This is a genomic window from Pantoea sp. PNT03, assembly GCF_014852515.1.
GTDB classification, from domain to species: Bacteria; Pseudomonadota; Gammaproteobacteria; order Enterobacterales; family Enterobacteriaceae; genus Pantoea; species Pantoea leporis.
This window is the reverse complement of record NZ_JACVBT010000002.1, coordinates 319,131-345,072: the sequence shown is the minus strand read 5'-3', so window position 1 is coordinate 345,072 and position 25,942 is coordinate 319,131. Positions and strand designations below refer to the sequence as shown.

Here is a 25,942-nt window from a genome sequence, read left to right as displayed (position 1 = left end):
ACCCTGGCCTAATTCCTAAATCCTTTCTCCCACCTCACAAATCCTTAACTCAAACTGGACGCTTGCCAGCTAAAGCGTAGATACTCATTTCACCCGATTTCAAACATTAAAAAGCTGAAACAAAATAATTCGATTACTTAAACAAACCTAAAGCGCAACGGTAATAATCCGTGCGCGTATTGTCTTTTCTCTGTTGAGGAAAACATTGTGTTTAAATTAAATCCGGTGTTACTAAGCCTTGTGGCTGCGCAAGGCGTGATGTTCCCTGTGTTGCCGACAACGGCGGCGATATTAAAGCCTTATACGCCTGAAATTAATGACAATAAAGTTGGTGCTTACTGTTTATGTAATGGCAGCACGCAAACGCTGAGCGGATTGCCGCAGTTCGCGCCGGGTGAAAACGGTACGGGCAGCGTAACGATTGGTGAGTTGCGCAATATTGGGCGAATTATCAATGACAACGTGATTGGCGCGGCGCGGCTGCAAATCGGTGCGCAGAATTACGCTATTGGCATCCCCAATTACGAAGAAAATACCTACACCACCTATCAGGTATTTAATACTGCAGAACTGGTTGATTTACCTGCTGTAGGTCTGGATACCGTCGTGCCAGATTATTTTGATGTAAACGACAAACAATATATCAACGCGCGTGTCGCTTCCGTCAGTAATGGCACGCTGAATATCGATATTGGCAAGCATAACGCGGCGGCGACGTCCTCCAGTAATAGCTGGTCGATGGCGGCTAAGCAAAGCCAGTTATTTACCGCCAGCAAAAAAGGCAATTTGAACTGGAATTCCAATAACCGTATCGCCTTCACCGCCGGCACCACGCCGTACGGTGGCGATCGCCTGGCTTACGATGTCGGCAACGTGGTGGAATACGCGGGTGTATTCACCGTCAATACACTTGATGGCGGCACTAACACGTTCAACGTCACTAATCTCAATGAACTGCGCAATTACAACGACTGGCTGATCGATCAGCTCTCCAACGCCAACCTCAGCACCGAAAGTTACAACACAGAATTCAATAAGGCCTACGCGCTGCGCGAAGGGCGCGTGGTGTATCGCATGAGCACCAACAACTTCGATGATGAAGTGGCGCTACCGATATTCGATCAGGTGGTGCTTAGCGCCGATGGTCCGAAGGCAAAAGTGAAAATCAATCGCGGCAAAACGCTGGAAGTGGTGAACAGCAACAGCGCGGTGATGCGTGCCAGCAACGGGGCAAAGGCGATAGTCGATGGCAAACTCGCCAGCACCGGTTCTGGCCTGGAGTTGCTTAGCGGCGCGCGCGGCTTCAACAACGGCGTCATCAACGCCGGTTTTCTTAATAACGCCAATGGCAAAGGCGTCGATAGCAGCACGGTTGGCGCGGGCGGCAGCGCAGTCGACGTCAGTTATGAAAGTCGCTTTATCAATCGTGGCGTGATCAACCTGCAACCCGGCGTGGGCTTCAGTACCGGCATCAATGCCTACAACAGCAAAGTGGTTAACCACGGCAACATCAACGTTGGCGTCAGCGATGTCAGCAGCGGCGGCACGGCAGTGGGCGTATTGCTGAGCAGCGACGGCAAAGGCGGTTTCGTTAACGCCAAAGACGGCCTCATCTACATCGGGCGCACGCCGCAAAATCGCAAAAATGATCCCACCGAAGATGTCGCCGTCAATCTAAGTGGCGGCGCCAGCGGCATCTATCAATTCCTTGATTCAAAAGCCGTGAATAATGGCCACATCGTGATTGGATCCAAAGTGCAAAACGCGGCAGGGATGAAGGTGGAGCTCGCGCCTCACGCGGTTACGCTGAACAATGGCGTCATCGACGTTAACGGCAAGGCGCAAGTTCAACCCGCCGAGAACGTTGGCATGTTGGTGCTGGATTCAGGCAGCCTTGGCAAGGTTGGCAATATCGGCACCATCAATGTCAACGGCTACAACAGCACTGGCCTAAAAGTCATCGCGCGCGATGGCAATGACTCCGTGGCATTTTCCAGCGGCGCGATCAACGTGCCTGGCGATGGCGATCGGTTTGTTAATTCCTTTAACACGGCGGTATGGGTGAAGGGCGATCCGGGCGGCACGGCTTACGCGAAACTGACCGGACCGATACGGCTCGGCGGAAACTCGAATATTGGTATTCGTGCGGAAGGGCTTGCTGTGGTTGATGTCAGCGCTAATGCGGTGCCGCTATCCGTGCCTGATCCCAACGTGTATACCGCACGGCATATCAGTTTTTACACCCTTGGCCCCAACGCCAGAATCAACTTGCCCGCAAACGGCAGCTACAGCGCAACCGTGCCGTACGGCAATATTTTCCGTGTTGCAGATGGGGCAGATTTTGACGGCACCGGCCGCACGCTTTCCATGAACAACTCGTTCGCCACGGGCGTTTACGGCAGCGGTGAGTTCACCGATGTCAACACCAATGGCGCGACCTTCAACGTTGCCGGCAATTACGCGCGTGCTATTGAGATCAGTGATGGCGCGCACGCCACCATTGATGCGGCGACCCGCATCAGGCTGCTCAGCAATGGCGCGACCGGCGCGGTGGCGGATGGCAATCAATTCACCCTGACAGGCGACCCGATCAATCCGCAAACCCAGTTCAATCCGGACACGCTGCTGGTCAACCATGCGGCGCTCAGCGGCGTTGCTGACAATCAGCAGGCGCTGGTTGTCACCAATCACGCCCAGTTGATCAATACCGGCGATATCACCTTAGGCGGTCAGAGCACCAACGGTATTTATGCGCAGAATGGTGCCTTTGCCTTCAACCGTGGCGATGTCACCGTGACGCGCAGCAGCACCGGTCTGTATGCGTACGGCAATCCCGAGTACACCGATGGCGTAACGCCGACTGAAGTTATCAATATCGGTTTGCTCAATGTGTATAACCTGGATGCCGAGAGTTTCTCACCCAGCAGAGGATTGATCTCCTATCACGAGCTGGCGCGCTTCTATCAAAACGGCACCATCAATTTGTTTGGCTCAAACGCGCTGGCGGGCGCGGTGTTTGCCGGTGGACTACTTGATTTAGGTGATGGCAATCGCGTGGTGTTCCACGACAGGAACCAATACGGTTTTCGCGCAGCGGATCCCGGCACGCGTTTGATCAGCCACGGCGGCAGCATTGATGTCAGCACTGAAAACTCAAGGCTATACGAGATTGTCAACGGCGCGTGGCTGTATGCCGAAACGCCAGGCAATATAACGCTCAGCGGGGAAAACAGCACTGGCATGGAGGTGAGCGGATACGACGCGATGGTTTCCCGCACCGACAATTACACCGTGACCGGCAAAAATGCCACCGTGATGCGCGTCAGCGGCAGCGCCGAAGGCGTGATCACCAGCGGCATTGCCCTGAATGGCGAAAACGGCACCGCGGCGGTGGTCGGCGGCGATGAGTCGGAAATCTACGCCGCCTCGCGAATCACCGGTAACGGCAGCAATAGCACCGCTTTTGATGTGAGCGGTGGCGCACGGTTGTTTAATCAGTATCAAGGCGTCGTCGATCTCACCGGACCAAACAGCACCGGCGCGCGCGTGCATGACGGCGGTAACTTCATTAACCGTGGCAGCATGCGTATCGCGTCGGGCATCGGCGTGGACGTCAGCAGCGGCTACGGCCAATACGTACCGGTGGACAGTTCCCTGCGCGTTGATAACGGCACCGCAGCGTTACGCGTTGGCAACGGCGGCTGGCTGAAAATCTACGGCGACGGGCAGGGCGCGAGCAATATTTATGCGATGGGTAAAGCCGATGGCTTGTTGCTGGATCATGGCGCGCAGGGCTTTGAAGCCAACGACATCATTCTCGGCGCTTATGGCAGCGGCAGCGTAATCAACAACCGCGCGGAAACCAGCAATATCTCGCTGGATAACGTGATGCTGGATGTGAGCGGCGGCAACGGCGTGCGTTCGGCGACTTCGTTTGATCCCAATGGTCGCGCGCTGATCAACGTCAGCGGTGGCGCTACCGGTTATCGCTTCGAAAATGCCGATGGTTCAACCACCAGCAACGATCTGGTGATCGGCAAGGATTATTCGATTCTGGTTTCCGGACAAGGCACCGGCGTTCGTGCTAACACCAGCGGCAGAGTGATTTCGCAGGGCTCAATTGGCATTCGCGATTTCAACGGCGGTTCGGCGATCGTCACCAGCACCGCCAGCCAGGTGATCAATCAGGGTTCGATTGCCTCACTCAGCCGCGTCTCTCCGCTGATCGATTTGCGCGGTGGCGATACGGTATTTATCAACCAGGGCACCATCTCCGCGCCGTTCCCGGATCAGGTCGTCGTAGCCGGAGGCGCAGGCAATGATGTGATCGCGCTGCTCGATGGTGCGGTGGTCGGCGATGTGAATACCGGCAGCGGCAGCGATGAACTGGTGGTGGCCGGCGGCACGCTGAACGGCAGCCTGACGATGGGCAATGGTGCGGCGAATCAGGCAACGGTGCAGAGAGTCAGCCTGGCCGATACCCGTCACATCACCACCGAAAACGGCGCTGGCAGCACGCTCAATCTCAGCGAACTGACGGCGCGCGGCGGCTCGTTTACCCGCGATGATGTCAGCAAAGGCACCAACCTCGGCGCGGGCTGGAGCACGCTCAACTTCTTCGCCACCCAATGGACGCTAACCGACAACATCAAGCTGGCGCACAGCACCATCAATATCGACGCCGGCAGTACGCTGTTTGCCGGTGATAACGTCAATCCGCTGCTGCAAGGCGCGACCGATGATTCGCTGGTGGTAAATAACGCCGGTACGCTGGATCTCACTAACGGCGGCAACGCGGCGGCGAATGTTTTAACCATTGATGGCCAACTGGCATCGGCGGGCGGCAGCCTGAAACTCAACTCTACCGCCACGCAGAGCGACAACCTGCGGGTAAACGGCAATGTGTCGGGCACCACCTTGATCGACGATACGCTGATCGGCGGCCCGCAGCTGGATAGCAATCGCGATGGCGTGATTGCCGCCAGCGAAGGTGTGTCGCTGGCGCAGGTAACCGGCAGCGCCAGCGCAACCAGTTTTGCGCTCAAGAGCGGCTATGTGGCGTCCGGGCCGTGGCAATATGGTTTAGCCAGCTTCGCGCCGGGCAGTTCAACATCCGGTGCGTGGGATTATCGACTCGCTAACACCTTTGTCTGTGAAGACGGTTCGCTGTGCCAGCCACAAGCGGGCAGCAATCAGCGTGCCGTGCGGCTGGCCTTTACGCCGCAGGTGCCGTCCTACATCTCCGCGCCGGTGGGTTTGGCGTATTACTCGCTGGCGGTGACCGACGATCTGCATAAACGTCTCGGCGAACTGCGTCAGCAGCAAACCGCGTCCGATGCCGTAGGCGGCGAGATGTTTATCCGCTATCTCGGCTCCAACCTTAAGTATCAAAGCAATCGCGGTTTGGCCGATTACGGCTACGACTTCGATCTGGATTACAGCGCGGTACAGCTGGGCGGCAACGTACTGCGCGCCGACGGCCCACAAGACAGCTTGCGCGGCGGCGTGGCCTACACGCGTGGCAACACGCGCATTCGTCCTCATGCAGCCGACGGTTACAGCTCCACCAGTTTCGACAGCGACAGCATTTCGCTGTACGGCACCTGGCTGCGCGACAGCGGATTCTACCTCGATGGCTCGCTGAGTTGGGGTTGGTATCGCGGTGAAACCGACATCGCCCGGCAGAAAGAGGTGGCAACACCGAAAGGCAAAGGCTGGACGGCGTCGGTGGAATCGGGCTATCCGTTCACCTTCGCCAACGGCGTGCGCCTCGAACCGCAGGCGCAAATCACCTGGCTGCAGATGAAGATGGATAGCTTCACCGATCAAGATCGCACGCGCGTGTCGTACAACGATTACGATCAAACCATCGGCCGACTCGGCGCACGCCTCGATCGCACCTGGCTGGATACCAGCCAGAACGCCTACACGCCGTACGTTCGCGCCAATTACTACAAAGGCTGGGGCGGCACCGCGAAAACCAAAATCGGTGCGGCGGATACTGAAGGCAGTCAAATCTTCGAAAGTGGCAAGTTTGGTCAGATGTGGGACGTTGGTTTAGGCGGCAGCGCCACGCTGAATAAGGATGTTGCGCTGTATGCCGAAGCGGATTACCGCAAAGAGATCGACGGCAACGGCGCCAAAGGCTGGCGCTATAACGCGGGCGTGAGGTGGTCGTTTTAAAATTCAGCCTGTCCATAGCGCATGCTGGAGTGCGTCAAGATAAGTGGTTTTCAACCCCTCAAGGATGAGGGGTTAGAGGTGATTTAATGCCTGGCGACCAAAATCATTAGCCATGCACGTGCTGCGTGCGCCGATCCTTCACCGTGACATATAAAAACGCCAGCACGAACAGCGCCGCGTAGATCACCACAATGGTTGGGCCCGGCGCGCTGTCGAGGAAGAACGAGGCGTACACACCGCTGAAACCTGTCACCACCGCAATGCCAATCGCCAGCAACATCACCTGCACGAAACGACGCGCCAGCAGCAAAGCGATAGCGCCAGGCGCGATCAGCATGGAAATCGACAAAATCACGCCCACCGATTTCAGCGCAGCGACGATGGTTAACGAGATTAAACACAACAAGCCGTAATGCATCAGTTTACCGTTGATGCCGCAGGCGCGCGCCTGATTGGGATCGAATGCGTGCAGCAGTAAATCTCGCCATTTGATGCCAATCAACAGGCTAACAATCAGCGCGATAGCCGATGTCTGGATAATATCCGCCAGGCTGATGCCCAACATATCGCCGAACAAGATGTGGTCGAGATGCACTTCGGGCTGCAATTTCAGATACAGCACCAAACCGGCACCAAACATGCCGGAGAAGACGATGCCCATTACCGTATCGGGTTTGATGCGGCTGTTCTCACTGATGTAGCCGGTAGCGACGGCGCACACCATGCCAGCGACAAACGCGCCGATGGCGTACGGCAAACCAATCAGCCAGGCGATCACCACGCCAGGAAATACCGCGTGGCTCATCGCATCACCGAGCAACGACCAACCTTTCAGTACCAGAAACGCCGACAGCATCGCGCACGGCAGTGACAGTACCAAGGTGGTGATCAGCGCGATGTTCATAAATTCGAACTGGAACGGACTCAACAATAATTCAGCCATTTACGCCGTCCTCCATGGTCTGACGCGCACGGCGGCGCGAAGCCAGCACGCCATGTTTTGGCGCGAAGACAAAGGCCACTAAAAAGACCAGCGTTTGCGCGACCACAATCACGCCGCCGGTCGCGCCATCGAGGAAGTAGCTGCTCCATGCGCCGAGGAAACTGGTGACGCTGCCGATGGTCACGGCGATCAGCAACAGGCGCGGAAAACGATCGGTCAACAGATAGGCGGTGGCGCCGGGCGTCACCACCAGACAAATCACCATAAACGCGCCGACGGTTTGCAGCGCGGCGACGGTGGACGCCGAGAGCAGGGCAAAGAACAGGATCTTCAGTCGCAGCGTATTCAAACCGAGCGAGCGCGCGTGGCTCTCGTCGAAGAAGGTCACCATCAGATCTTTCCACTTCAGCAGCAGAATGGTCAGGGTGATAAAGCCAATCGCGCCGAGCTGCCAGATATCGGCGGGCGCGACCGACAAAATATTGCCCAGCACGATAGTTTGAATATTCACCGACGTGGGATTGAGTGAAACCAGAAACAGGCCGATGCCGAAAAACGACGAGAAGATCAGGCCGATAATGGCATCTTCTTTTAAGCGCGTACGGTGATTGAGAAACAGCATGCTGCCCGCCGCCAGCCCGCCGGAGAGAAACGCGCCGAGGGAAAAGGGTAGTCCGAGCATGTACGCACCCGCCACGCCGGGCACAATTGAGTGCGACAGCGCATCACCGATCAGTGACCAGCCTTTCAGCATCAGGAAGCAGGAGAGAAAGGCGCAAATCGCGCCGACCAGCGCTGCGATCCACATCGCATTCAGCATGTATTGATAGCCAAACGGCTCAATAATCCACGACATGGTTCGCTCCCCGGTCAGGATTTTTGTCTTTCATCAGCTGCATTAACACCGCGTTACGCTCATGCAGCGCGCCATCAAAGGTCTGCGCCAGATTATCGGCGGTGAAGGTGTCATGCAGCAGGCCGCTCGCCAGCACGGTATTTTTTACCAGCACGCAGCGATCGCAGAAATCAGGGATGGCGTTGAGATCGTGAGTGGAAACCAGCATGGTGCGGCCTTCGTCGCGCAGCTCTTTTAGCAGGGCGATAATCGCGGCTTCGGTTTTGACGTCCACGCCGGTAAACGGCTCATCCAGCAGGATAATCTGACCACTTTGTGCCAGCGCGCGTGCCAGAAAAACGCGTTTTTTCTGCCCCCCCGACAGCTCGCCAATCTGACGGTGGCGATAAGCGCTCATGCCCACGCGCTCCAGCGCTTGATCAACGCTAAGTTTATCGGCGGCACGCGGAATACGCAGCATGCCCATATAGCCGTAACGGCCCATCATCACCACATCTTCCACCAGCACCGGGAAGCTCCAGTCCACTTCCTCGGACTGCGGGACATAGGAAACGATGTTGTGTTTGAGGGCCTTATTGGCCGGTAAACCCGCTAGCGTTACCGCGCCCGAGGAGAGCGGCACAAATCCCATGATCGCTTTGAACAGTGTGGATTTGCCGGAGCCGTTGACGCCAATCAACGCGGTGATGCTGCCTGCGGGCACGCTAAAAGAGGCTTTACGCAGCGCCGTGTGGCCGTTGCGGTAGGTAACACCCACATTCTCGACGATTAATCCTGCGGCTGGGTTCATTTCTGACTTCCTTCTGTGATGCCTTTCACCACGGTTTCGGTGGTGACGCGCAGCAGATCCAGATAGGTCGGCACTGGGCCATCGCTGTTGCTCAGCGAATCGACGTACAACACGCCACCGTAATGAATGCCGGCTTCACGCGCCACTTGCTGAGCGGGTTTGGCAGAGATGGTGCTTTCACTAAAGATGGCAGGAATTTGATGATCGCGCACCGCATCGATCACCTTACGCACCTGCTGCGGGGTGCCTTGCTGATCGGCGTTAATCGGCCATAAATAGAGCTCTTTCAGACCGAAATCGCGCGCCAGATAAGAGAAGGCACCTTCACTGGTCACCAGCCAGCGTTTATCGGCGGGAAGCTTGTCGACAGCGGCACGCATCGGCGCGATGGTTTGCTGAATCTGCGCTTTGTAACGCTCAGCGTTGGCCTGATAAATTGCGGCATTGGCGGGATCGTATTTCTGCAGCGCGTTGCGGATGTTATCGACGTAGATCAGCGCGTTATCCGGCGACATCCATGCATGCGGATTGGGTTTACCGTTGTACGGACCTTCAGTAATGCCCATCGGCTCAATGCCTTGCGTTACGGTGACCTGCGGTACATCGTTAAGACGCTGGTAAAACCGGCTGAACCACAGTTCCAGATTAAAGCCGTTTACCAAAATCAGATTGGCACCCTGCGCGCGACGAATATCGCCTGGCGTGGGTTGGTATTCGTGGATTTCTGCGCCGGTTTTGGTAATCGACTTCACATCCGCCGCATCGCCCGCGACGTTTTTCGCCATATCGGCGATCACCGTAAAGGTGGTGACCACTTTGAGTTTTTCAGCCGCTGACGCGGTAAATGCGCTGAGTGACAACAGAACGGCAATCGCAGGCAAAAGGCGTTGAGTGAACATGATCATCTCCAGAGTAATATAGCCAATGCTATAATATATAGCTGATGCTATCTATATGAGTCATTTTTGTTCACAACGCCAGTGTAAAGACAAAAATTTACGAAAGGGGCAAGTGTCATAAAGACGGAATTAAACGGCATTTCCCCTAAAACATTAAATATGGTTACATCAATAAAAAGCGGACAGGATTTAAGACGATGCGCATCAAAATCAATGCAGTAGCAGACAGTGAACGCTTTCCCGAATCCGTTGATGTGATTGTGATTGGCGGCGGCATTATTGGCACGTCAGTGAGTTACGAACTGGCAAAACAGGGCGTTTCCGTGGCGCTGTTTGAAAAGGGCGTGATCGGCGGCGAGCAATCCGGCCGCAACTGGGGCTGGGTTCGCCAGCAAAACCGCGACCTGTACGAATTGCCGATGGCGATGCGCAGTTTGCAGCGCTGGGACGAGTTGAGCAGTGAAATTGGCCTCGATCTCGGCTTCTCGCGGCAGGGCATTACTTACGGCACGCAGAGCGAAAGCGATCTGGCGCGCTGGGAAGCGTGGGGCAAGCAGGCGCAGCAACTGGGTTTCGTCAGCCATTTGATGACCGCACAAGAGACGCGCGAGCGCATCGGCAACAATGCGCCGTGGATTGGCGGCGTGTGGTCGCCCAGCGATGGTCGCGCAGAGCCGTCGCTGGCAGCACCGGCGATGGCGACTGGCGCGAAAAATCTCGGCGCATCAATCCAGCAAAACTGCGCGGTGCGCGGCCTCGATGTATCTGGCGGACGCGTCACCGGCGTCTGGACCGAGCGCGGCCTGGTGAAAGCTAACCGTGTAATCTGCTGCGGCGGCGCGTGGAGTTCGCGCTTCTGCAAGCAATATGGCATCGAACTGCCGAGCGCCAATATTCTGGGCACCGCGTTCAAAACCACGGCGGCGCCTGAAGTGATCAAAGGCTGTCTCAGCACCGGCGGGTTGTGTATTCGCCGTCGTCAGGATGGCAGCTACACCGTGGCGCTCGCCGGACGCGGGCAGATTGATCTCGCGCCGCAAAATATCCGTTACGCCACCAGGTTCTATGCGATGTATCGCAGCAAGATCGCTAAGAAGCTCAAGGTGCGCATCAACGGCTCGTTTTTCAACGGCCCGGAAGCCGCCGGTTCATGGTCCAATCAAAGCGAGTCGCCGTTCGAAAAGATCCGCACCCTCGATCCGGCAGCGGATAACGGCATTGTGCAGGAAGCGATGCAGGCGCTGGTGCAGCTCTATCCGGAGTTGAACGGCATTAAGGTGGATTACGCGTGGGGCGGCTGGATTGATACCACGCCGGATTTGGTGCCGGTGATTGATGAGATGGCGAGCATACCGGGCTTATTTATCGCCTCCGGCTTCAGCGGCCACGGTTTTGGTATTGGGCCAGGCGCAGGCTTGCTGTGCGCGCAGATGGTCAATAACAAACCGCTGTTCACTGATGTGAAGCCGTATAGTCTGGCGCGGTTCGCCAAAGGTCAGGCGATCCGTGAACCGCAGATGATGTGAGGGTTGGCCGGTGCGCGTTGTTGCACACCGGCCGAACATTACACATCCAACCGATGAATCACGTTCACAAACTCATGTACGCCGCTGTTAATTTCTCGCAGGCTGCGTGACAACACGCTGATTTTATCCTGCTCGGTCACCACAAACTGCTTGACCTCATTAAGCTGCTGCTCCATTTGCGCAATCAGGCTGGCGTTGTGTTCCACCACTTGCGTGATCTGCTTAGTCGCGCTGGAGGTGGACGCCGCCAAACGTCGTACTTCGCCCGCCACCACGCTGAATCCGCGTCCCGCTTCACCGGCGCGCGCAGACTCAATTGCCGCATTCAGCGCCAGAATATTGGTTTGTGAGGCAATCAGGTTGATGGTCTCGACCACTTCGCTAATGCTTTTCGCCGAGGCGTTGAGCTCGCCCCCGATCGCCGTTGCTGCATTAACCTGCAGCGCCACCAACCCTGAATTGCGGATGGTTTCGTCCAGCACCTCGTTGGCGTTGTCGGTAATTTGTGACGTTTCTTCTGAGGTCGTCAGCGCGATGTCGGCCACGCGCTTGGCGGCTTCCACGCGCGCGGTGATATCTGAGGCGATTTTGATCACCTTGTACACCTTGCCATCGGCGTCATAAACCGGGTTGTAGCTGGCCTCAAGCCAGATGCGTTCGCCGCCGGCGGTTTTGCGTTCGAAGCGGCCGACAAAGTGCTGGCCTTTGGCCATCTTGCGCCAGAAGTCGGGATTTTCACTATAGAAGTTATCGAAGCAGAACATGCGATGATGCTGCCCCACAACCGCAGCTAGCTCATATCCCATGTGCTTGAGGAAGTTATTGTTGGCCGTGAGGATTTGTCCGTCCGGCGTGAACTCAATCACCGCCATGGAGAGATCCAGCGCGGTGATCACCGCTTCTTTATGCTCCAGCTCCTGATGACGTTCTGTGATATCCGATGCCACCTTGATCACTTTGTAAACCTGGCCTTTGTCATCGCTCACCGGGAAGTAGGTGGCGCTGAGATAGAAACGCTGACCTAGCTTATTGAAGCGCTCAAAAATGCCGGTCACCGATTCGCCAGACGCCAGCGTTTGCCAAAACGCAAGATAGCGCGAGGATTGGCTGTGTTGCGGGCTGCAGAAGAGGCGGTGATGCTTCCCCTGAATCTCATTTAACTGGTAGCCGGTGGTGGCAAGGAAGAGGTGATTGGCGGTGAGAATCTCGCCGTTAGGCGTAAATTCAATCCATGCCACATGCTGTTTGATCGCATTGATATCTTTAGCCACATCGCCACTTTTATAAAACGGCAAAGAAAGACTCGACTTTTTCACACCAAACATGGGAAGCCTCAGGTGATTATTGTGCTGTTGAACGTAATGCGTGCAGTGCAAAATTGGTCACGCTCAACATGCGTCACCTGAGCTGCCCGCAGATTCCCCTTCGCCGTACACTTAAGTGTCTCTGTGCGCCGCAGCGCCGCACGGGGTATGTAATTAACCTACCTGATGTTTTCGAAATGTACCGCTCAGAGCGTACTCGCACTCCGCAACACTAGTTATCGGCGGCCTTAATTAAAGGTTTAATTTAAATGCATGTAAAAGGGCTGTTAATAAACTTGAGTTTATTTGCCGCTGTAAACTGGCATAACGCCCCCTTCCTGACTAAACAGTTAAACGTCCTTGATATTTTCTTAACGCATTCCTGATGCGATGTTGCGGGTTCGCTTGATGCGCGGACCTTACCTTTTGCCGGTCAGACGCTGCATCTCTGGCCCATCACGGAGTTGATGATGAACAACCACAAATCTGCGCTTTCTGCCGTCGCCATCGCCACACTCACTGCGTTATTGACGCCCGCACCTGCGCTTGCATGGGACAGCCTGACCGTGTTTGGCGATAGCCTGAGTGATAGCGGCAACGTAGGCCGCTTTACCTTCGACGGTGCACAACATCCTTTATATGATGAGATTCTTGCCGCGCATTTGGGGGAGGATTTACAGCGCTCATCGTTAGGCGGCAGCAATTATGCGCAGGGTGGCGCGGTATCGGTACCCAAGCTCGATCCTGATTTAAACACCCAGGATCAGCTGGCGGGTTATCTCGCTTCAACCGGCGGTCGCGCGGATAGCAACGGTTTGTATATTCATTGGGTCGGTGCCAATGACATCGCCGTTGCCGTCACCAATCCCTTAACCGCCAGTGAAACCATCAGCAACAGCGCCAATCAATCGGTTGCTCAAATCAAAACCCTGCTGGATGCCGGCGCAGGCGCAGTGATTGTGCCCACCGTGCCGCAGCTCGGTTCAACGCCCTATATGATTCAAACCGTGCTGCGCGTGCTGGGAAGTGAAGCCACACCGGCGATGGTGGCGGCGTTTCAGTCACTGGATGGCGTGACCACACCAGATAAAGCCGCGCGACAGCAAGCGGTGCAGGATGCCTTCACGCAAGCGGCAGGCGAAGTTTCGTCGGTTCCAGCGGTGCGTGACGCGCTAGCGCAACAGCTTTATAACGCATGGCAGGAGCTGAGCGAACAGGTTACGGCGCTCTCCGACGGTTATAACCAGCAGGAAGAAGCGGGGCTGGCGACCTTGAATGGCAATATTGTGCGCGTGGATATCGCCGGGCTGTTCGATGAAGTGATCGCCAATCCAACCCAATATGGCTTAACCAACACCATCGGCATCGCTTGTCCAATTGGCACCTCAGCGGATGAGTGTCAATCCAGCACGCCGGGCTTCTCCACGGCGCAGGATTATCTGTTTGCCGATCGTCTGCACCCGAGCCCAGCGGTGCATGCGATGATCGCCGATTACATCCAGTCTATTCTGGATGCGCCAGCGCAGGTGGCGGCGTTATCACAATCGCCACTGATGATGGCGCGTGATACGCAAAACACGCTGGATGGACATTTGCAGCAGCAGCGTCAACAGCCTGCCAGCGCCGGAAAGTTCACGGTATTTGGCGGCTATGCCGCGCAACATGTCGATTATCAGGGCGACAGCTGGAGCGACGGAAATGCCAACACCACCAACTTAACGCTGGGTATCGGCTATCAGATCACCGACAACTGGCAAACGGGTGTGCTGTTCTCCAACACCAATCAGCGCGAGGAACCTTCGTCGAACTACGACTACAAACTGCGCGGCAATCTTGTGGCGCTTTACAGCCAGCTGACGGTGTTCGATCAGGGCTGGATTAACGCCGATCTGCATTATGCCGATCTCGATTTCGACAGCATCGAGCGTGATATCCACATCGGCCCGGCCAAACGTACCGAGCAGGGTAGCACCAGCGGTAAATTGCTCGGCATGCGCGTGCAGACTGGCTGGACGCTGCCAATTACTGAAAATCTCAGCACCGGGCCGGTTGCCAGTTACGCGCTGGATTACGGTCGCGTCGGCGGCTATAGCGAGAACAGCGACAGCAGTACCGCAATGCGCTACTCCGATCAAACCACCCATTCACAGATTGGCTCAGTGGGTTGGCGCATCGACAGCAAACAGTGGGTGGTTAATCCCTGGGCACAGGTGAGCTACAACCATCAGTTTGGCGATACCGATTCCACGGTGCGTGCCGGATTGAAAACGACGCGTACTTCGTTTGAACGCAGCGTTGAGGCGCGCGATAAAAACTGGCTGGATCTGTCGCTAGGTGCCAACGTGCCGCTCGGCGAAACGGTGAATGCGTTTGCCGGGGTTTCAACCGTCGGTGGGAATAGCGATTACCATCAGGTGACCTGGAATGTCGGTGTGAACGCCACGTTCTAAGCATGCAGGCCAGTAACTGTTAGTTGCTGGCCTGTTAATTTATAACGATCACAAATGCTTTCTCTGCTTAGCAATCAATCTTGTAATTCCGCGTTTTCTCTTCTATTTCGTGCCATGTAAATAAAGAAGTTGTCTGCGATTAATCTGTAAATCGCCTCGCTGCCGCTACGCTTTTTTCCATTAATCATATTGTTGTCTGGCCATGCAAAAAATCACATAAGTCAAATGCCCCAGTTAGCGTGGTACGCATCAACACATTAATTTTCAGTTACTTATACTCGATGGTGCAGTTACTTTCTCTTAATAATTAAGGGGTACACCATGGCGAATGCGTCCAGCAATACGAATACCACACCACAAAATAGTGTCACGGCGGCGGCACCGGTTATTCAGGTCATAGATATCGAACAGCTTAAAGCCACCGAACCCACCACCGGCGGTGAACTCGCTACGGTGCTGGAGTATAAGCGCGGAACAAAAGCTGGCGGCGGCGTATTTGTTTATGACGCAACAGATACCACATCGCCAGACGATGGTGGGTTGGTGATTGTGACAGCGGGAAAGAAACGCTGGAAAAGGGTGATACTGGATTATAACTCGGTCACCGTGCTGGATTTTGGCGCGGTGCCTGACGGGAAAACCGATTGCATCGCAGCGGTAAAACGCATGTTTGACTGGTCGCAGCGCGTGTTGCCATCAGCAGGGATACGTTTTACTGCGGGCGAATTTAGTATGTCGACGTTTGATATCTCAGATAAAGAAATTAACCGTTTTAAGGTTACCGGTGCGGCGGTCAATTTCGGTTATTTCCCAACAACGACGTTGTTTTTTGACTGGGATACCATACCTCGCGGTCAGCATTTCTTTAAAGTGCAGGCACGCTATGCCGAAATTTCTGGGCTGGTTGTGAAAGGCAAGAGTTCGGATAGCGGTGGTGATGGCGGCACGGCGTTCAATAACGTCGGTTTTTACGCTAATACCATTATCGGCGGCCAGTTCTTGCGCGTCAGCAGTATGGAATTCCGCTATTTGGGCGGACGCGCGCTTGATCTTATCGATACGCTGGATTGTAAGATCGACCAGTTCTATTCCCGTGGTTGTCAGGACAGCATTGTTTATGCTCGCTGGTCCGATCGCCAACAAGGCGCGTGGGATCACTCTACGGCAATTGAGCTGTCGAATTTTAACTTACAAGGCAGCACGAAGAAGCCAGTATTGGATCTTCCGCGCTGTACGCAATCCTTTATTCGCAACGGCTGGATTGAACACTCCGAATTCGCCGGTGATCTCTCCAATGGCCAGTGGGTGATTGAGGGATTAGCCATTGAATCCACCGATAACCCATTAAAACTGGGTTATTGCCGCGCCACTATTATTCAAAAAAGTATCCATAATCAAAGTGCTGGATTCGATTACAGTACCGAAGGTATTGAGCCGTGGACGCTAATCGGTGAAGGCGATCGTGGCGTACTGGAGATGTCGGATTGGGGAATCGTTGCGCAAGGTTCATTGAGCTATGACTATATCTCCTCGCAGTATCACATGGATAATCAGGGGAAGGAGGCTGAACAGTGGTTTTATGTCGGGGAATTCGCCTTCTCTAATGCCAACTCGCAAATACATGTGCGCATTATTGGCACCGCACAATTCCTCTCACAAAGTGAAACCCAAACTGACTTTAGTAGCCGTACGCCGGAAGGCGTGGCAAATATCTATCTGCAGGCAAGAAATGGCGCTGAATCTATTGGCAGTTGGTATGGTGAAGGTTCCAGTCCGGTAACCAAAGTGCATATTTCGGGTAATGGTGCCCGAACCAAACTCTATGTGAAAATTGCGGGCTTTACCGCCTATTCCATTGCGCTAGTCGATACCAATGGCAAAGACCGATACCAGGCTGGAAATTGCTTTATTTTCCGTAAAAGCTTCACGGCCTGTAGCGCCGAAGAGAGCACCAGACTGAATGCGGAGAAAGTTGTTGCCTTTGAACAGCACTGGATTGGTAATAAACAAGTTGGCTTTGGGTACAACGACAATAAAGAGTTGTTATTGCATGGTCCGGTGTTCGAAAAGAGCGTGCAAAATCCCGATGGATCATGGAGAACGCGTCGTTTCTTAAAAGTTCGAGTCAATGGAACGGAGCGCAGTATTGAATTGCACAGTGCTACCGATCCCTATTAATTTTATCGAGCCAGCAATCGAGGTTGCTGGCTCGACAATAATAAAATCTACGTGGTTAATTGACGCCAGGGATAGGCACATCCGGCAACGTATCGCGTACTTCCCAGCCGCGCAATTTGCCGGGATTTAATAAATTGTGGGGATCACAGGCGCGTTTCATCGCCACCACATCAGCACGCACCATGCCCTGTTTGCCATCTTCAATATGAATCACATGTGGATTATTAATATTCACGCCATTCGTGCGGTAAGTAGCCATAATCGCGTTGAGGCGATCTTCGTCCTGATAACGCACCAGCGGTAAACCGCTACAGGTAATGCTGCCGTTCATATCGCGTAAGAATTCAATGTGCGACATCACCTCATCGGATAATTGCGCTTCCAGCGTTAACGCCTGCTGCAAATAGTTATCCGTCGTGTAAGCAGTTTGCAGGTAAGTTAGCGTCTTATCGATTTTCAGCGCCTGCAGCGTGGTGTGATTCCAGCAATATTCAATCAGCGAATGCCCGCTATTTTCCCCTGCGGCAAAATGCAGCGCATTGCGGCCCGCATGCTGGCTCAGCAGCGCAGGTAACAGCCCGTCGCTTTCGCTGCCCACCACGGAAATCACCCCATGTTTGCCCGCCACATCGGCATCGGCCAGATCGCTGAAGTAATCAAGCACCGGCGCGGCGAACACGGCGATTTGGCGCTTCACCATGCCCGGCGAACGGGCCAGCGCATCGGCAAAGGCCATCGCCGTAGGGAAGTCGTTGAAAGTGTCGAGACGTTCGATCCAGTCGTGGCGCGGTGCCAGCGCCAGTTCAATCTCCAGCACGATGCCATTGCTGCCGTACGCGTGATGCAGCAGCAGCGCATCCGGCGCTTGCAGGGTGATAATGCGCGGCGTCTCTTCCATGGTCATCAGGCGCACCGACAACACATTGCCTGGCGCGGCCAGCGGACCGTAATTAATCGAACCTACGCCGCCAAATCCGCCGCCAAACAGGCCGCCGAGCGTCGCCAGTTTCCAGGTGGAGGGCATGCAGCGCAGCTCCCAGCCGAGTGGGCGGGTATGCGCTTCGAGGTCGCCAAGGCGAATACCCGCCTGCGCACGCACCGTGCCGTGGCCGACGGCGGTCACCGCGTTGAGACGCGTCATATCAACCATCAAGCCGCCATGCAGCGGAATCAGCTGACCGTAATTGCCGGTGCCGCCGCCGCGCAGATTGAGCGGCACGCGCTGTTTAGTGCAAGCCGCGACGATGAGCGCCAGCTCCTGTTCATCACGCGGACGTACCGCCAGTTCGGCAAACTTCGCTTCCAGCTGCGGTTTCAAGACCGGGCTGAACCAGTGGAAATCGCGCGACAGACGTTTGACCTTTGGCGCTTCTTTAATCCAGTCGAGTTCAGGCAACGCCGCGACCAGCGCCGCCAGTGCAGACTGGCGATCGGAATCAGACATGTTTATTTCCTATATTGAAAAGGTTGTTGCGCCGCACCTGATACATGCACATATCGTAGCGGCGCGATTTATCGCGCTGTTGCAGGCGCACCGTGCCAGCAATGCGCAATAAATTGCGCCGCTACGGCGCATGCGTGTTTCTTAACTGGGGCTCAATTCACTCTCATGCCATGCTGCCAGCACGCGGCGCGTTAGCCACGACATCAGCGCGAACAGCAGGAAGCCTGCCAGTGAAATCAGCAGCAGCGCGGCAAACATCAGCGGGATATTGAGCTGATAACCGGCCTGCAAAATCTGGTACGCCAGCCCGGTATCGGTGCCGCCGGTGCCAGCGACAAACTCTGCCACCACCGCGCCAATTAGCGACAAGCCGCTGGAGATGCGCAGCGCGCCGAAGAAGTACGGCAGCGCCGAAGGAATACGCAGGCGCAGCAGAATCTGCATGCGTGACGCATGATTAAGGCGGAAATAGCTCAGCAATCCTGGCGACACGCTGCGCAGACCTTGCGTGGTATTGGAGATTATTGGAAACACCGCCATTAAGGTGGCGCACACCACCAGCGATAGCGTGGTGTCTTTCACCCAGATGATGATCAGCGGTGCGATAGCGACAATCGGCGTCACCTGCAAGAACACGATATAGGGAAAAAGGGCGGTCTCAATAAAACGATTTTGCACCAGCAGAAACGCCACAATCGAACCAATCACAATCGCCACCGCAAAGGAAATCACGGTGATTTTCAGGGTGTAGAGCAATGACATAAACAGCGTCGGGAAGTTCTGCACCAGACTTTGCGCCACCACTAACGGCGAGGGCACCAGAAACACCGGCACCTTGAAGGTGGTGACCAGAAACTGCCACAACAGCAGCATGGCGACCGCGACGATGGCGGGGAACAGCCACTGCTGAAATTGACGATGGGCCGCTAAGGGTTTCATCATTGACTCTCCTTGCTCGCCGCCAGCAGGCCGCGTTGCAGCTGTTGCGCATAATGCGTGAAATCCTGACTGACGCGAAACTCATCGTCGCGCGGTAACGTGGTTTCAATGCGGATGTCATCTACCACGCGCCCGGGGCGCGCCGCCATCATAATCACCCGCTGCGACAGAAATACCGCTTCCTGAATTGAGTGGGTGACAAACACCACCGTCAGCTTCTGCTCCTGCCACAAATCCAGCAGATCGCTGTCCAGCTTGTTGCGGGTGATTTCGTCGAGCGCGCCAAACGGCTCATCCATCAGCAGCACCTTCGGGCGCGTGACCAGACCGCGCGCTATCGACACACGCATCTGCATGCCGCCGGAAAGCTCGCGCGGCAATACGTGACCAAACTGGCCGAGGCCGACCAGTTCGAGGATTTCGCGCACGCGGGTGTCCGCTTCGGCACGCGGCACGCCTGCTAAATCGAGCGGCAGACGCACGTTTTTGTGCACGTTGCTCCACGGCATCAGCGTCGCTTCCTGAAACACAAACGACAGCGGCAGAGCGCGCTGATTTTCCCGCCGATCGCGGCGAAACAGCATTAACTTGCCATCGGTGGGTTCAATCAGCCCGGCGATCATTTTCAGCAAGGTGCTTTTGCCGCAGCCGGACGGGCCGAGCAGCGAGACAAATTCGCCCTGACGAATAGTGAGATCGACCGGCAGCAGTGCGCGCGTACCGTTGGGATAAATTTTCTCCGCTGACAGCACCTCAATCGCCGGTGGCGCCGCAGAACGTGGCACCGCTTGCGCATCGGGATGCAGCAGCGTTAGATGGCTGGCGCTATTCATGGCAGAACCTTGACGTCTTGGATGAATTTCAGCGTGTAACTGCCGTCAAACGGCACTTTGGCCGCATCGATCAGCTTGGTATCGACCAGCAGCTGCCAGGTTTGCTTGAGGCGCGCTTCGGTCATGATGCCGATGCCGCCGGTTTGCGCATCGCCGCCGGTCAGCATCTGGTATTTCTTCATCTGCGCAATGCCGAAAGCGATCTGTTCATCGCTCATCTGCGGGTTCTCTTTCTTGATCAGCACGTTACCGGCGCTTGGATCCTGCAGATAGTTTTTCCAGCCCTGCATCGACGCCTTCACAAACGCCGCCACCGCAGCCGGCCGTTTCTCAATGGTCGATTTCATGCACACGATGCTGTTGCCGTACGGCGGATAACCCCAATCGCTGATCGGGTAAACATTGGCCTGCGCATTGGCTTTTTGCACCGCAAACGGTTCGGAGGTGATATAGCCTTGCTGCACCAGATTTTTATCGGCGAGGAACGGCTGAATGCTGAAGGTGTAAGGACGCACGCGGGCATTTTTCAGCTTCAGCGCGCTCTGCGCCCACGGCCAATATGAGGTATAGGCTTCCGCCGCCAGCAGGAAGGTTTTGCCCTGCAAATCGGCCTGGTTTTTCACATCCGGATGGGTGAGAAAGGCAATCGCCGAGTGCTGGAAGGTGGTGGCAACCGGCATCGCCTGCACGCCTTGCTGCCAGATTTCCAGCGCCTGCATGTTATCGCTGATGATGCAGTCGGCCTGACCGGCCGCCATCAGCTGCATGGTATGCACCTGCGGACCGCCCATCTTGATGGTGACGTCGAGGCCGGCATCGCGATAGAGATTCTGCGCCTGCGCCTGGTAGAAGCCGCCGTGTTCGGCCTGCGCATACCAGTTGGTCATAAAGGTGAATTTCTCTGCCGCCATGCTCGGGGCCGAGAGTGCCAGCGCAAGCGCGGCAACAGTGCTCAATGTTTTTTTCATCGTTATTCCCTAGCGAGGTGTTAAAAAGGCGGCTGCGTCGCGGTGATCCAATACTTTGCCTTGCCACTGGCCGGTGCCCCACGCCGGTTCGGCGCGGGTTACCCATGTCATCTGGTGCACTTCGGTAATCACCTGCGCCCAGCTTTCAGCCAGCGAATCGAGGATGGCCGCGCCTTGCTCCGGTGTGGAGGGCAAAGGATCGCCAATCACGCCGCTTGGGCCGAAATCATAGGAGGCCCACGCCGCCATCGGTTTGTTGGTCGAAAGCGTCGGGCAGGGGAATGCCGGCGGATAATTAGCCACTGCTTTATCCATCTGCACGGTATCGGGCGCCAGCGCCAGCATCAGCGCGGTCTCGGCATGTCCCGCGTGCATCGCCATCTGCCGCTCTTTGTCGTCCATAAAGCTTTCCGCGCAGTTCGGCACTTTAAAGGTGTCTTGCATGATGATGATCATGTCGCCGTGGCGCAGACGCAGTTCGCGCGCTGCCATCTGTAACGGCTGCGGCTGGCCGCCGTGGCCGTTAACCATCAGGAACTTGCGGAAACCGGCGCGATAGAGTGATTCGCCAATCTCCAGAATGATGTGCAGCAGGGTTTCGCCGGTCAGCGTTAGCGTGCCGGGAAAATGCAGATGCTCATCCGATTTGCCATAGGTGATCGGCGGAATGGCGTAAGCCGGGATTTCCGCCGGTAAGCGCGCCAGCGCATGGCCGACCACGCCGGAGGCGATCACGCTATCCACCGCGCACGGCAAATGCGGGCCGTGCTGCTCAATCGCGCCGGTCGGCAACACGATCACGGTGTTGGCTTTATTTTCCAGCGTGGCGATGTCGGTCCAGCTCAGGTACGGCAAAAAGCGGTTTGCCGGAATATAACCATGAAACATTTGAACTCCTCGTGTTATTGCGGCAACCACGCCGTGGCTTCAACTTCAATTAAGACGTCCGGACTCGGCAGCATCTCGCTCACCTGCACCACAGTAGAAACCGGCGGCGCATCGGGAAAAAATTGCTTACGTACCCGGCTGTAGTGGGGAAAATGGTCGAGATTGCGGAAGTACTGCACCAGTTTGAAGACATCGCTCATCTGGCCACCGGCGCTTTCGATGGTGGCGCGGATGCTCTCCAGCACGTACCAACTCTGCGCCAGAATCGGCCCCTCTTTAATGTCGGTGGAGAACTCGCCGGTGCGGCCAAGCAGCTGTTGCGCCGCTGCGGGAATGTCGTCGTAGCCGCGCACAATGGTGGCGGTTTGTGGGTTCACCGGAATAATGCCGGAGAGAAAGATGAAGTCACCCGCGCGTCGCCACGCGGCATATTTCGCCAGCGGTTTTCCCGCTCCTGCATCAAGCGCCATCTGTTGTTTCTCCATAACGCACCCCCCTTTTCAGCCGATAGCGCTGACGTTGACGCAATGGCCAGCTCGCCACATCGGCATGCGGAAAAATCACCAAATCATTGGCCAGCAGCGCGCGGCGTTGGCAGATCAGCGCGGAGGCCTGATCAAACGCCGCGCCCAGTTGCAGGCTCAGCAAACCGCTAAACAGCGTATCGAGCGGATCGTAACTGCCAAACGGACAGAACGCGTCCTGCACGTTGTCCGCGCCGAGCAGCAGCGGAATGCCCAGCGCCTGCGCCTCTTTCACCAGCGTTAAACCGCGCAGACGCGGCGTGCGGCCGGGCACCGCGTCCTGCAACAGCAGGTTGGTGAGCGGCAGCGCAATCAACATCACATTGTGTTGCGCCAGTAAGGCAAGAATCTGTTGCGCATCGTCCTGCTGCGCCAGCGCGCAGCTGTGGCTGCAGGTGATGGCGCCGCTAAATGGATGCTGCTGCAAATAGTGCGCCAGCCAGCGCAATCCCTGCGCCTCAACGTTAAGTTCTTCATCAATATGCAGATCAATATCCAGCTGCCACAATTCGGCGGCTTCCATCAGATGCTGAAACGCCTGCGCATCCCAGTTGCTGCTGTGAATAAAGCCGCCCAACAGCGCGCCGGGACCGCTGGTCGCGACCTGCGCGGCAATATGCTGCGCATCGCTGGCGTCGGCAAAGAAGGTGAGTGGCGCGAGGGCCACGCGCTCAATGCTGCACAGCGGATGGTGCAGATCGCCAATCACTTGCCACGCTAATGGTGCATCAACGGAGAACCAGTCGATGTGGGTGCGCAGCAAACCGACACCAGCTTCTACCGCCCAGCGCAGCGCCTGCGTAGCGCGCTGCTGCAGATCTGCTGTGTTCCAGTGCGCGCGGTCCTGATGCATGGCAGCGATCGCGGCCAGCAAACCGGGCTGTTGCGCCGGGCTGCGTTGAATAGTGAAGGTTTTATCCAGATGCGCGTGCGGTTCGATAAACGCGGGCAGCACCAGCGCGCCGTGAAGCGGCAGATAATCAGCGGGTGCTGCTGCATGGTCGGGTTCGAATTGCAGGCCCGCGGCGTGGAAATGTAAGGTCGCCAGCTGCGGTTGATTGTTGGCTTCAGGCCAGTTTTCTGGCAGCAGCCAGCGGGGTAAACGTGCGCCGGTCGCACCCGGATAGCCGCTCATAGATCCAGTACCAATAAAGGTGAACGCGCACGTGAACAGCACAGCACGATGCAATCGTTGGCCGCACGCTCTTGCTGGCTCAGCACATCATCACGGTGATCCGGCTCGCCCGCCAACACGCCGGTGATGCAGGCGCCGCACATGCCTTGTTCGCAGGAGAGTTCAATCTCAATCCCTGCTTCTTCAAGTACTTCAGCGATGGTTTGTTGCTCGCCCACGGCAAAGCGTGCGCCGGAGGAGGCGAGCTGCACTTCGAAGGCAGCGCCAGCCATCAGCGGAGATGTGGATTGGAAGCGCTCGCTGTGCAGCTGTGCTTCGTCCCAGCCATGTTGCAACGCCAGCTGCTGCAGATGATGCATAAAACCCGCCGGGCCGCAGAACACCAGCGCAGCGTTGTCTGGCTGGGTGAGATCTTCGGGAACGCGCTGGCGCAGGCTGTCGCCTTCGCTGCTGTAGTGGATGACCACGCACGCGCCGAGATTGCGCAGACGTTGGCTGAAAGCCAGTTGGTCGGCGTGTTTCAGGTAAAGGTGCAGGGTGAAATTCGCCTGACGCGCCGCCAGTGCTTCGGCCATCACCAACAGCGGCGTCAGGCCGATGCCGGCGGCAAACAGTAGCGTGCGCGGCGCGTGCGGCAGCGGAAAGTGGTTACGTGGCGCGGATATCTCTAGCTTATCGCCGGTGGTTAACTGCTGATGCAGCCAGCGCGATCCGCCGGTTGAACACTCATCCAGACGTACGCAGATTTCATAATACTCGGCTGGCGCAGAGCAGAGTGAATACTGGCGTTTACCGCCGTCAGGAATAATGACATCGATGTGCGCGCCGGACGTGAAATCAGGCAGCGGCTGCCCGCTGCGATTCGCCAGCGTCAGTAACACATTGCCTGCACCGTTGAACTGCTTTGCGATGACGGTGACGGCGAGAGTGGTGGATTTCATCATCTATCTGCCTGAGCAGGGATGTCGTCGGCTGGAAGGCCGCGCAAACCCTTGTTTTAATCATGGCAGCGATTATTATTTTGCCCATGTGTAAGCGTCCATCTGTTTAATTCGCATGATGCGTTGCAAAAAAGAGAGCACCTCTTATGTTCGCCTTCTCCCGATTTCTGCTCTATTTCACTGAGGTGGCCCGCCAGGGTTCGCTGCGCAAGGCTTCTGAGGTGCTGCACGTCTCGGCATCCTCAATTGATCGGCAGATCCTGCGCGTGGAGGAACAGCTGGATATGCCGCTATTTGAGCGCCATCCATCAGGATTACGTATGACCGCAGCGGGTGAGATCCTGCTGAATGCGGCGAAAAACTGGCAGCGGGATTTTGGCCGCGTCTGCACGCAGCTGGATGATTTGCGCGGATTACGTCACGGCCATGTACATATCGCCACCATTGATGCGATTAATCGCGGCTTTTTTTCATCGATTTTGCAGCGCATTCGCAGCGACTATCCCGGCATCTCCTTCACGCTGACCACCATGAGCAACATCCACATCGCCAATGCACTGACCTCGGGCGATGCGGATTTCGGCATCATGCTTAATCCGCAAAGTTCGCGCGAGTTGCTGGTGAAGTCGTTTGCCGATTTACGTTTGGGAATTGTGGTGAGCAGTCAACATCCGCTGGCCAATCTGGAGTCGATCCGTTTCAGCCACTGCGAATCCTGGCCATTTATCGTGCCCGCCGCGCCGCTGATGCTGGCCGATCCGCTGGAGGCGCTGATCAACAGCTCGGGCATCAAGATCAACGAAGTGGCGCGCACCAATAACATTCATATGCTGCGTTCACTGGTGCGTGATGATGTGGGGATAAGCCTGATGTGCTGGCTGGATATCGTTGATGAGTATCGGCGCGGTGAACTGAAGTTTATCCCGCTGATCGATACGGTGCTGAAGCCATTTACCTTGTCGCTGTGTGTTGCGCCGCAGCGCCAGCTTTCGATTGCCGCTTCGATGATGCTGCGCGAGCTGGAGTCGTTTTTTGCACTGATGCAGAGTGAGGAGTTGCTGGCGTAATGCTCGTTAGTTAAGGCATGAAAACCCCTCATTATCGAATGCACACATTGTAGCGGCGCAATTCATTGCGCGAT

18 protein-coding genes are annotated in these 25,942 nt (G+C 56.1%); 5 read left to right on the top strand and 13 right to left on the bottom strand.

All coding sequences use genetic code 11. The annotated features are described in order from the left end of the window. Positions 1 to 207: 207 nt before the first annotated feature. Positions 208 to 6,183: an autotransporter outer membrane beta-barrel domain-containing protein gene (locus IB226_RS09680; protein WP_192234972.1), complete on the top strand. Its 5,976-nt coding sequence runs from the start codon at positions 208 to 210 to the stop codon at positions 6,181 to 6,183. A gap of 106 nt (positions 6,184 to 6,289) precedes the next feature. On the opposite strand, the gene IB226_RS09675 is transcribed toward IB226_RS09680, so the two are convergent. From IB226_RS09675 to IB226_RS09660, 4 genes are read right to left on the bottom strand one after another with little or no spacing between them, the layout of a single operon-like run. Next, positions 6,290 to 7,126: a metal ABC transporter permease gene (locus IB226_RS09675; RefSeq protein ID WP_192234970.1), complete on the bottom strand. Its 837-nt coding sequence runs from the start codon at positions 7,124 to 7,126 to the stop codon at positions 6,290 to 6,292. Beyond that, positions 7,119 to 7,982 carry a metal ABC transporter permease gene (locus IB226_RS09670; RefSeq protein ID WP_192234968.1) on the bottom strand — a complete coding sequence of 288 codons (864 nt, stop codon included), beginning with the start codon at positions 7,980 to 7,982 and terminating at the stop codon, positions 7,119 to 7,121. Before IB226_RS09670 ends, IB226_RS09675 begins: the two co-directional genes overlap by 8 nt. After that, positions 7,966 to 8,772: a manganese/iron ABC transporter ATP-binding protein gene (locus tag IB226_RS09665; protein ID WP_192234966.1), complete on the bottom strand. Its 807-nt coding sequence runs from the start codon at positions 8,770 to 8,772 to the stop codon at positions 7,966 to 7,968. Before IB226_RS09665 ends, IB226_RS09670 begins: the two co-directional genes overlap by 17 nt. Further along, a complete protein-coding gene (locus IB226_RS09660) occupies positions 8,769 to 9,671 on the bottom strand; it encodes a metal ABC transporter substrate-binding protein (RefSeq protein WP_192234964.1) in 903 nt (300 codons plus the stop codon). Before IB226_RS09660 ends, IB226_RS09665 begins: the two co-directional genes overlap by 4 nt. A gap of 197 nt (positions 9,672 to 9,868) precedes the next feature. Between IB226_RS09660 and IB226_RS09655 the strand changes: the two genes are divergently transcribed. Next, positions 9,869 to 11,197 carry an FAD-binding oxidoreductase gene (locus tag IB226_RS09655; RefSeq protein ID WP_192234962.1) on the top strand — a complete coding sequence of 443 codons (1,329 nt, stop codon included), beginning with the start codon at positions 9,869 to 9,871 and terminating at the stop codon, positions 11,195 to 11,197. A 38-nt stretch (positions 11,198 to 11,235) separates the two neighbouring features. Here IB226_RS09655 and IB226_RS09650 read toward each other — a convergent pair whose 3' ends face one another. Next, positions 11,236 to 12,522, bottom strand: coding sequence for a PAS domain-containing methyl-accepting chemotaxis protein (locus IB226_RS09650; RefSeq protein WP_101761435.1), 1,287 nt, complete (start codon positions 12,520 to 12,522; stop codon positions 11,236 to 11,238). A gap of 449 nt (positions 12,523 to 12,971) precedes the next feature. Here IB226_RS09650 and IB226_RS09645 point away from each other — a divergent pair, with 449 nt between their 5' ends. Both IB226_RS09645 and IB226_RS09640 read left to right on the top strand, forming a co-directional pair. Next, on the top strand, positions 12,972 to 14,951 hold the full coding sequence (locus IB226_RS09645; protein WP_192235593.1) for an autotransporter outer membrane beta-barrel domain-containing protein: 1,980 nt from the start codon (positions 12,972 to 12,974) through the stop codon (positions 14,949 to 14,951). Between the two features lie 321 nt (positions 14,952 to 15,272). Next, entirely contained in the window at positions 15,273 to 17,129 is a 1,857-nt protein-coding gene (locus tag IB226_RS09640; protein WP_192234960.1) for a hypothetical protein, read from the top strand. 55 nt (positions 17,130 to 17,184) lie between these two features. Here IB226_RS09640 and IB226_RS09635 read toward each other — a convergent pair whose 3' ends face one another. From IB226_RS09635 to IB226_RS09600, 8 genes are all read right to left on the bottom strand, one after another. After that, complete coding sequence (locus IB226_RS09635) at positions 17,185 to 18,573, bottom strand: FAD-binding oxidoreductase (protein ID WP_192234958.1); 1,389 nt, start codon at positions 18,571 to 18,573, stop codon at positions 17,185 to 17,187. Positions 18,574 to 18,714: 141 nt separating this feature from the next. Next, a complete protein-coding gene (locus IB226_RS09630; RefSeq protein WP_192234956.1) occupies positions 18,715 to 19,515 on the bottom strand; it encodes an ABC transporter permease in 801 nt (266 codons plus the stop codon). Next, the gene (locus IB226_RS09625) at positions 19,512 to 20,345 is read right to left on the bottom strand and encodes an ABC transporter ATP-binding protein (RefSeq protein ID WP_192234954.1); all 834 of its coding nucleotides are present in this window, start codon (positions 20,343 to 20,345) and stop codon (positions 19,512 to 19,514) included. Before IB226_RS09625 ends, IB226_RS09630 begins: the two co-directional genes overlap by 4 nt. Beyond that, the gene (locus tag IB226_RS09620; RefSeq protein WP_192234952.1) at positions 20,342 to 21,313 is read right to left on the bottom strand and encodes an ABC transporter substrate-binding protein; all 972 of its coding nucleotides are present in this window, start codon (positions 21,311 to 21,313) and stop codon (positions 20,342 to 20,344) included. Before IB226_RS09620 ends, IB226_RS09625 begins: the two co-directional genes overlap by 4 nt. Before the next feature lie 9 nt (positions 21,314 to 21,322). Continuing rightward, on the bottom strand, positions 21,323 to 22,201 hold the full coding sequence (locus IB226_RS09615; protein WP_192234950.1) for a creatininase family protein: 879 nt from the start codon (positions 22,199 to 22,201) through the stop codon (positions 21,323 to 21,325). A gap of 14 nt (positions 22,202 to 22,215) precedes the next feature. After that, positions 22,216 to 22,671: a RidA family protein gene (locus tag IB226_RS09610; RefSeq protein WP_192235591.1), complete on the bottom strand. Its 456-nt coding sequence runs from the start codon at positions 22,669 to 22,671 to the stop codon at positions 22,216 to 22,218. Beyond that, positions 22,661 to 23,860: an amidohydrolase family protein gene (locus tag IB226_RS09605; RefSeq protein ID WP_192234948.1), complete on the bottom strand. Its 1,200-nt coding sequence runs from the start codon at positions 23,858 to 23,860 to the stop codon at positions 22,661 to 22,663. Before IB226_RS09605 ends, IB226_RS09610 begins: the two co-directional genes overlap by 11 nt. Further along, positions 23,857 to 24,804, bottom strand: a complete 948-nt coding sequence (locus IB226_RS09600; protein ID WP_192234946.1) for a PDR/VanB family oxidoreductase — start codon at positions 24,802 to 24,804, stop codon at positions 23,857 to 23,859. The genes IB226_RS09605 and IB226_RS09600 overlap by 4 nt, the downstream gene beginning before the upstream one ends. 143 nt (positions 24,805 to 24,947) lie before the next feature. On the opposite strand from IB226_RS09600, the gene IB226_RS09595 reads away from it, so the two are divergent. After that, the gene (locus IB226_RS09595) at positions 24,948 to 25,868 is read left to right on the top strand and encodes a LysR family transcriptional regulator (RefSeq protein WP_101761445.1); all 921 of its coding nucleotides are present in this window, start codon (positions 24,948 to 24,950) and stop codon (positions 25,866 to 25,868) included. The last annotated feature ends 74 nt before the right edge of the window (positions 25,869 to 25,942 follow it).

Coding starts and splice junctions, on each gene's coding strand:
- IB226_RS09675 (WP_192234970.1), bottom strand. CDS start 7,126: ATGGCTGAATTATTGTTGAGTCCGTTCCAGTTCGAATTTATGAACATC.
- IB226_RS09670 (WP_192234968.1), bottom strand. CDS start 7,982: ATGTCGTGGATTATTGAGCCGTTTGGCTATCAATACATGCTGAATGCG.
- IB226_RS09665 (WP_192234966.1), bottom strand. CDS start 8,772: ATGAACCCAGCCGCAGGATTAATCGTCGAGAATGTGGGTGTTACCTAC.
- IB226_RS09660 (WP_192234964.1), bottom strand. CDS start 9,671: ATGTTCACTCAACGCCTTTTGCCTGCGATTGCCGTTCTGTTGTCACTC.
- IB226_RS09655 (WP_192234962.1), top strand. CDS start 9,869: ATGCGCATCAAAATCAATGCAGTAGCAGACAGTGAACGCTTTCCCGAA.
- IB226_RS09650 (WP_101761435.1), bottom strand. CDS start 12,522: ATGTTTGGTGTGAAAAAGTCGAGTCTTTCTTTGCCGTTTTATAAAAGT.
- IB226_RS09645 (WP_192235593.1), top strand. CDS start 12,972: ATGAACAACCACAAATCTGCGCTTTCTGCCGTCGCCATCGCCACACTC.
- IB226_RS09640 (WP_192234960.1), top strand. CDS start 15,273: ATGGCGAATGCGTCCAGCAATACGAATACCACACCACAAAATAGTGTC.
- IB226_RS09635 (WP_192234958.1), bottom strand. CDS start 18,573: ATGTCTGATTCCGATCGCCAGTCTGCACTGGCGGCGCTGGTCGCGGCG.
- IB226_RS09630 (WP_192234956.1), bottom strand. CDS start 19,515: ATGATGAAACCCTTAGCGGCCCATCGTCAATTTCAGCAGTGGCTGTTC.
- IB226_RS09625 (WP_192234954.1), bottom strand. CDS start 20,345: ATGAATAGCGCCAGCCATCTAACGCTGCTGCATCCCGATGCGCAAGCG.
- IB226_RS09620 (WP_192234952.1), bottom strand. CDS start 21,313: ATGAAAAAAACATTGAGCACTGTTGCCGCGCTTGCGCTGGCACTCTCG.
- IB226_RS09615 (WP_192234950.1), bottom strand. CDS start 22,201: ATGTTTCATGGTTATATTCCGGCAAACCGCTTTTTGCCGTACCTGAGC.
- IB226_RS09610 (WP_192235591.1), bottom strand. CDS start 22,671: ATGGCGCTTGATGCAGGAGCGGGAAAACCGCTGGCGAAATATGCCGCG.
- IB226_RS09605 (WP_192234948.1), bottom strand. CDS start 23,860: ATGAGCGGCTATCCGGGTGCGACCGGCGCACGTTTACCCCGCTGGCTG.
- IB226_RS09600 (WP_192234946.1), bottom strand. CDS start 24,804: ATGATGAAATCCACCACTCTCGCCGTCACCGTCATCGCAAAGCAGTTC.
- IB226_RS09595 (WP_101761445.1), top strand. CDS start 24,948: ATGTTCGCCTTCTCCCGATTTCTGCTCTATTTCACTGAGGTGGCCCGC.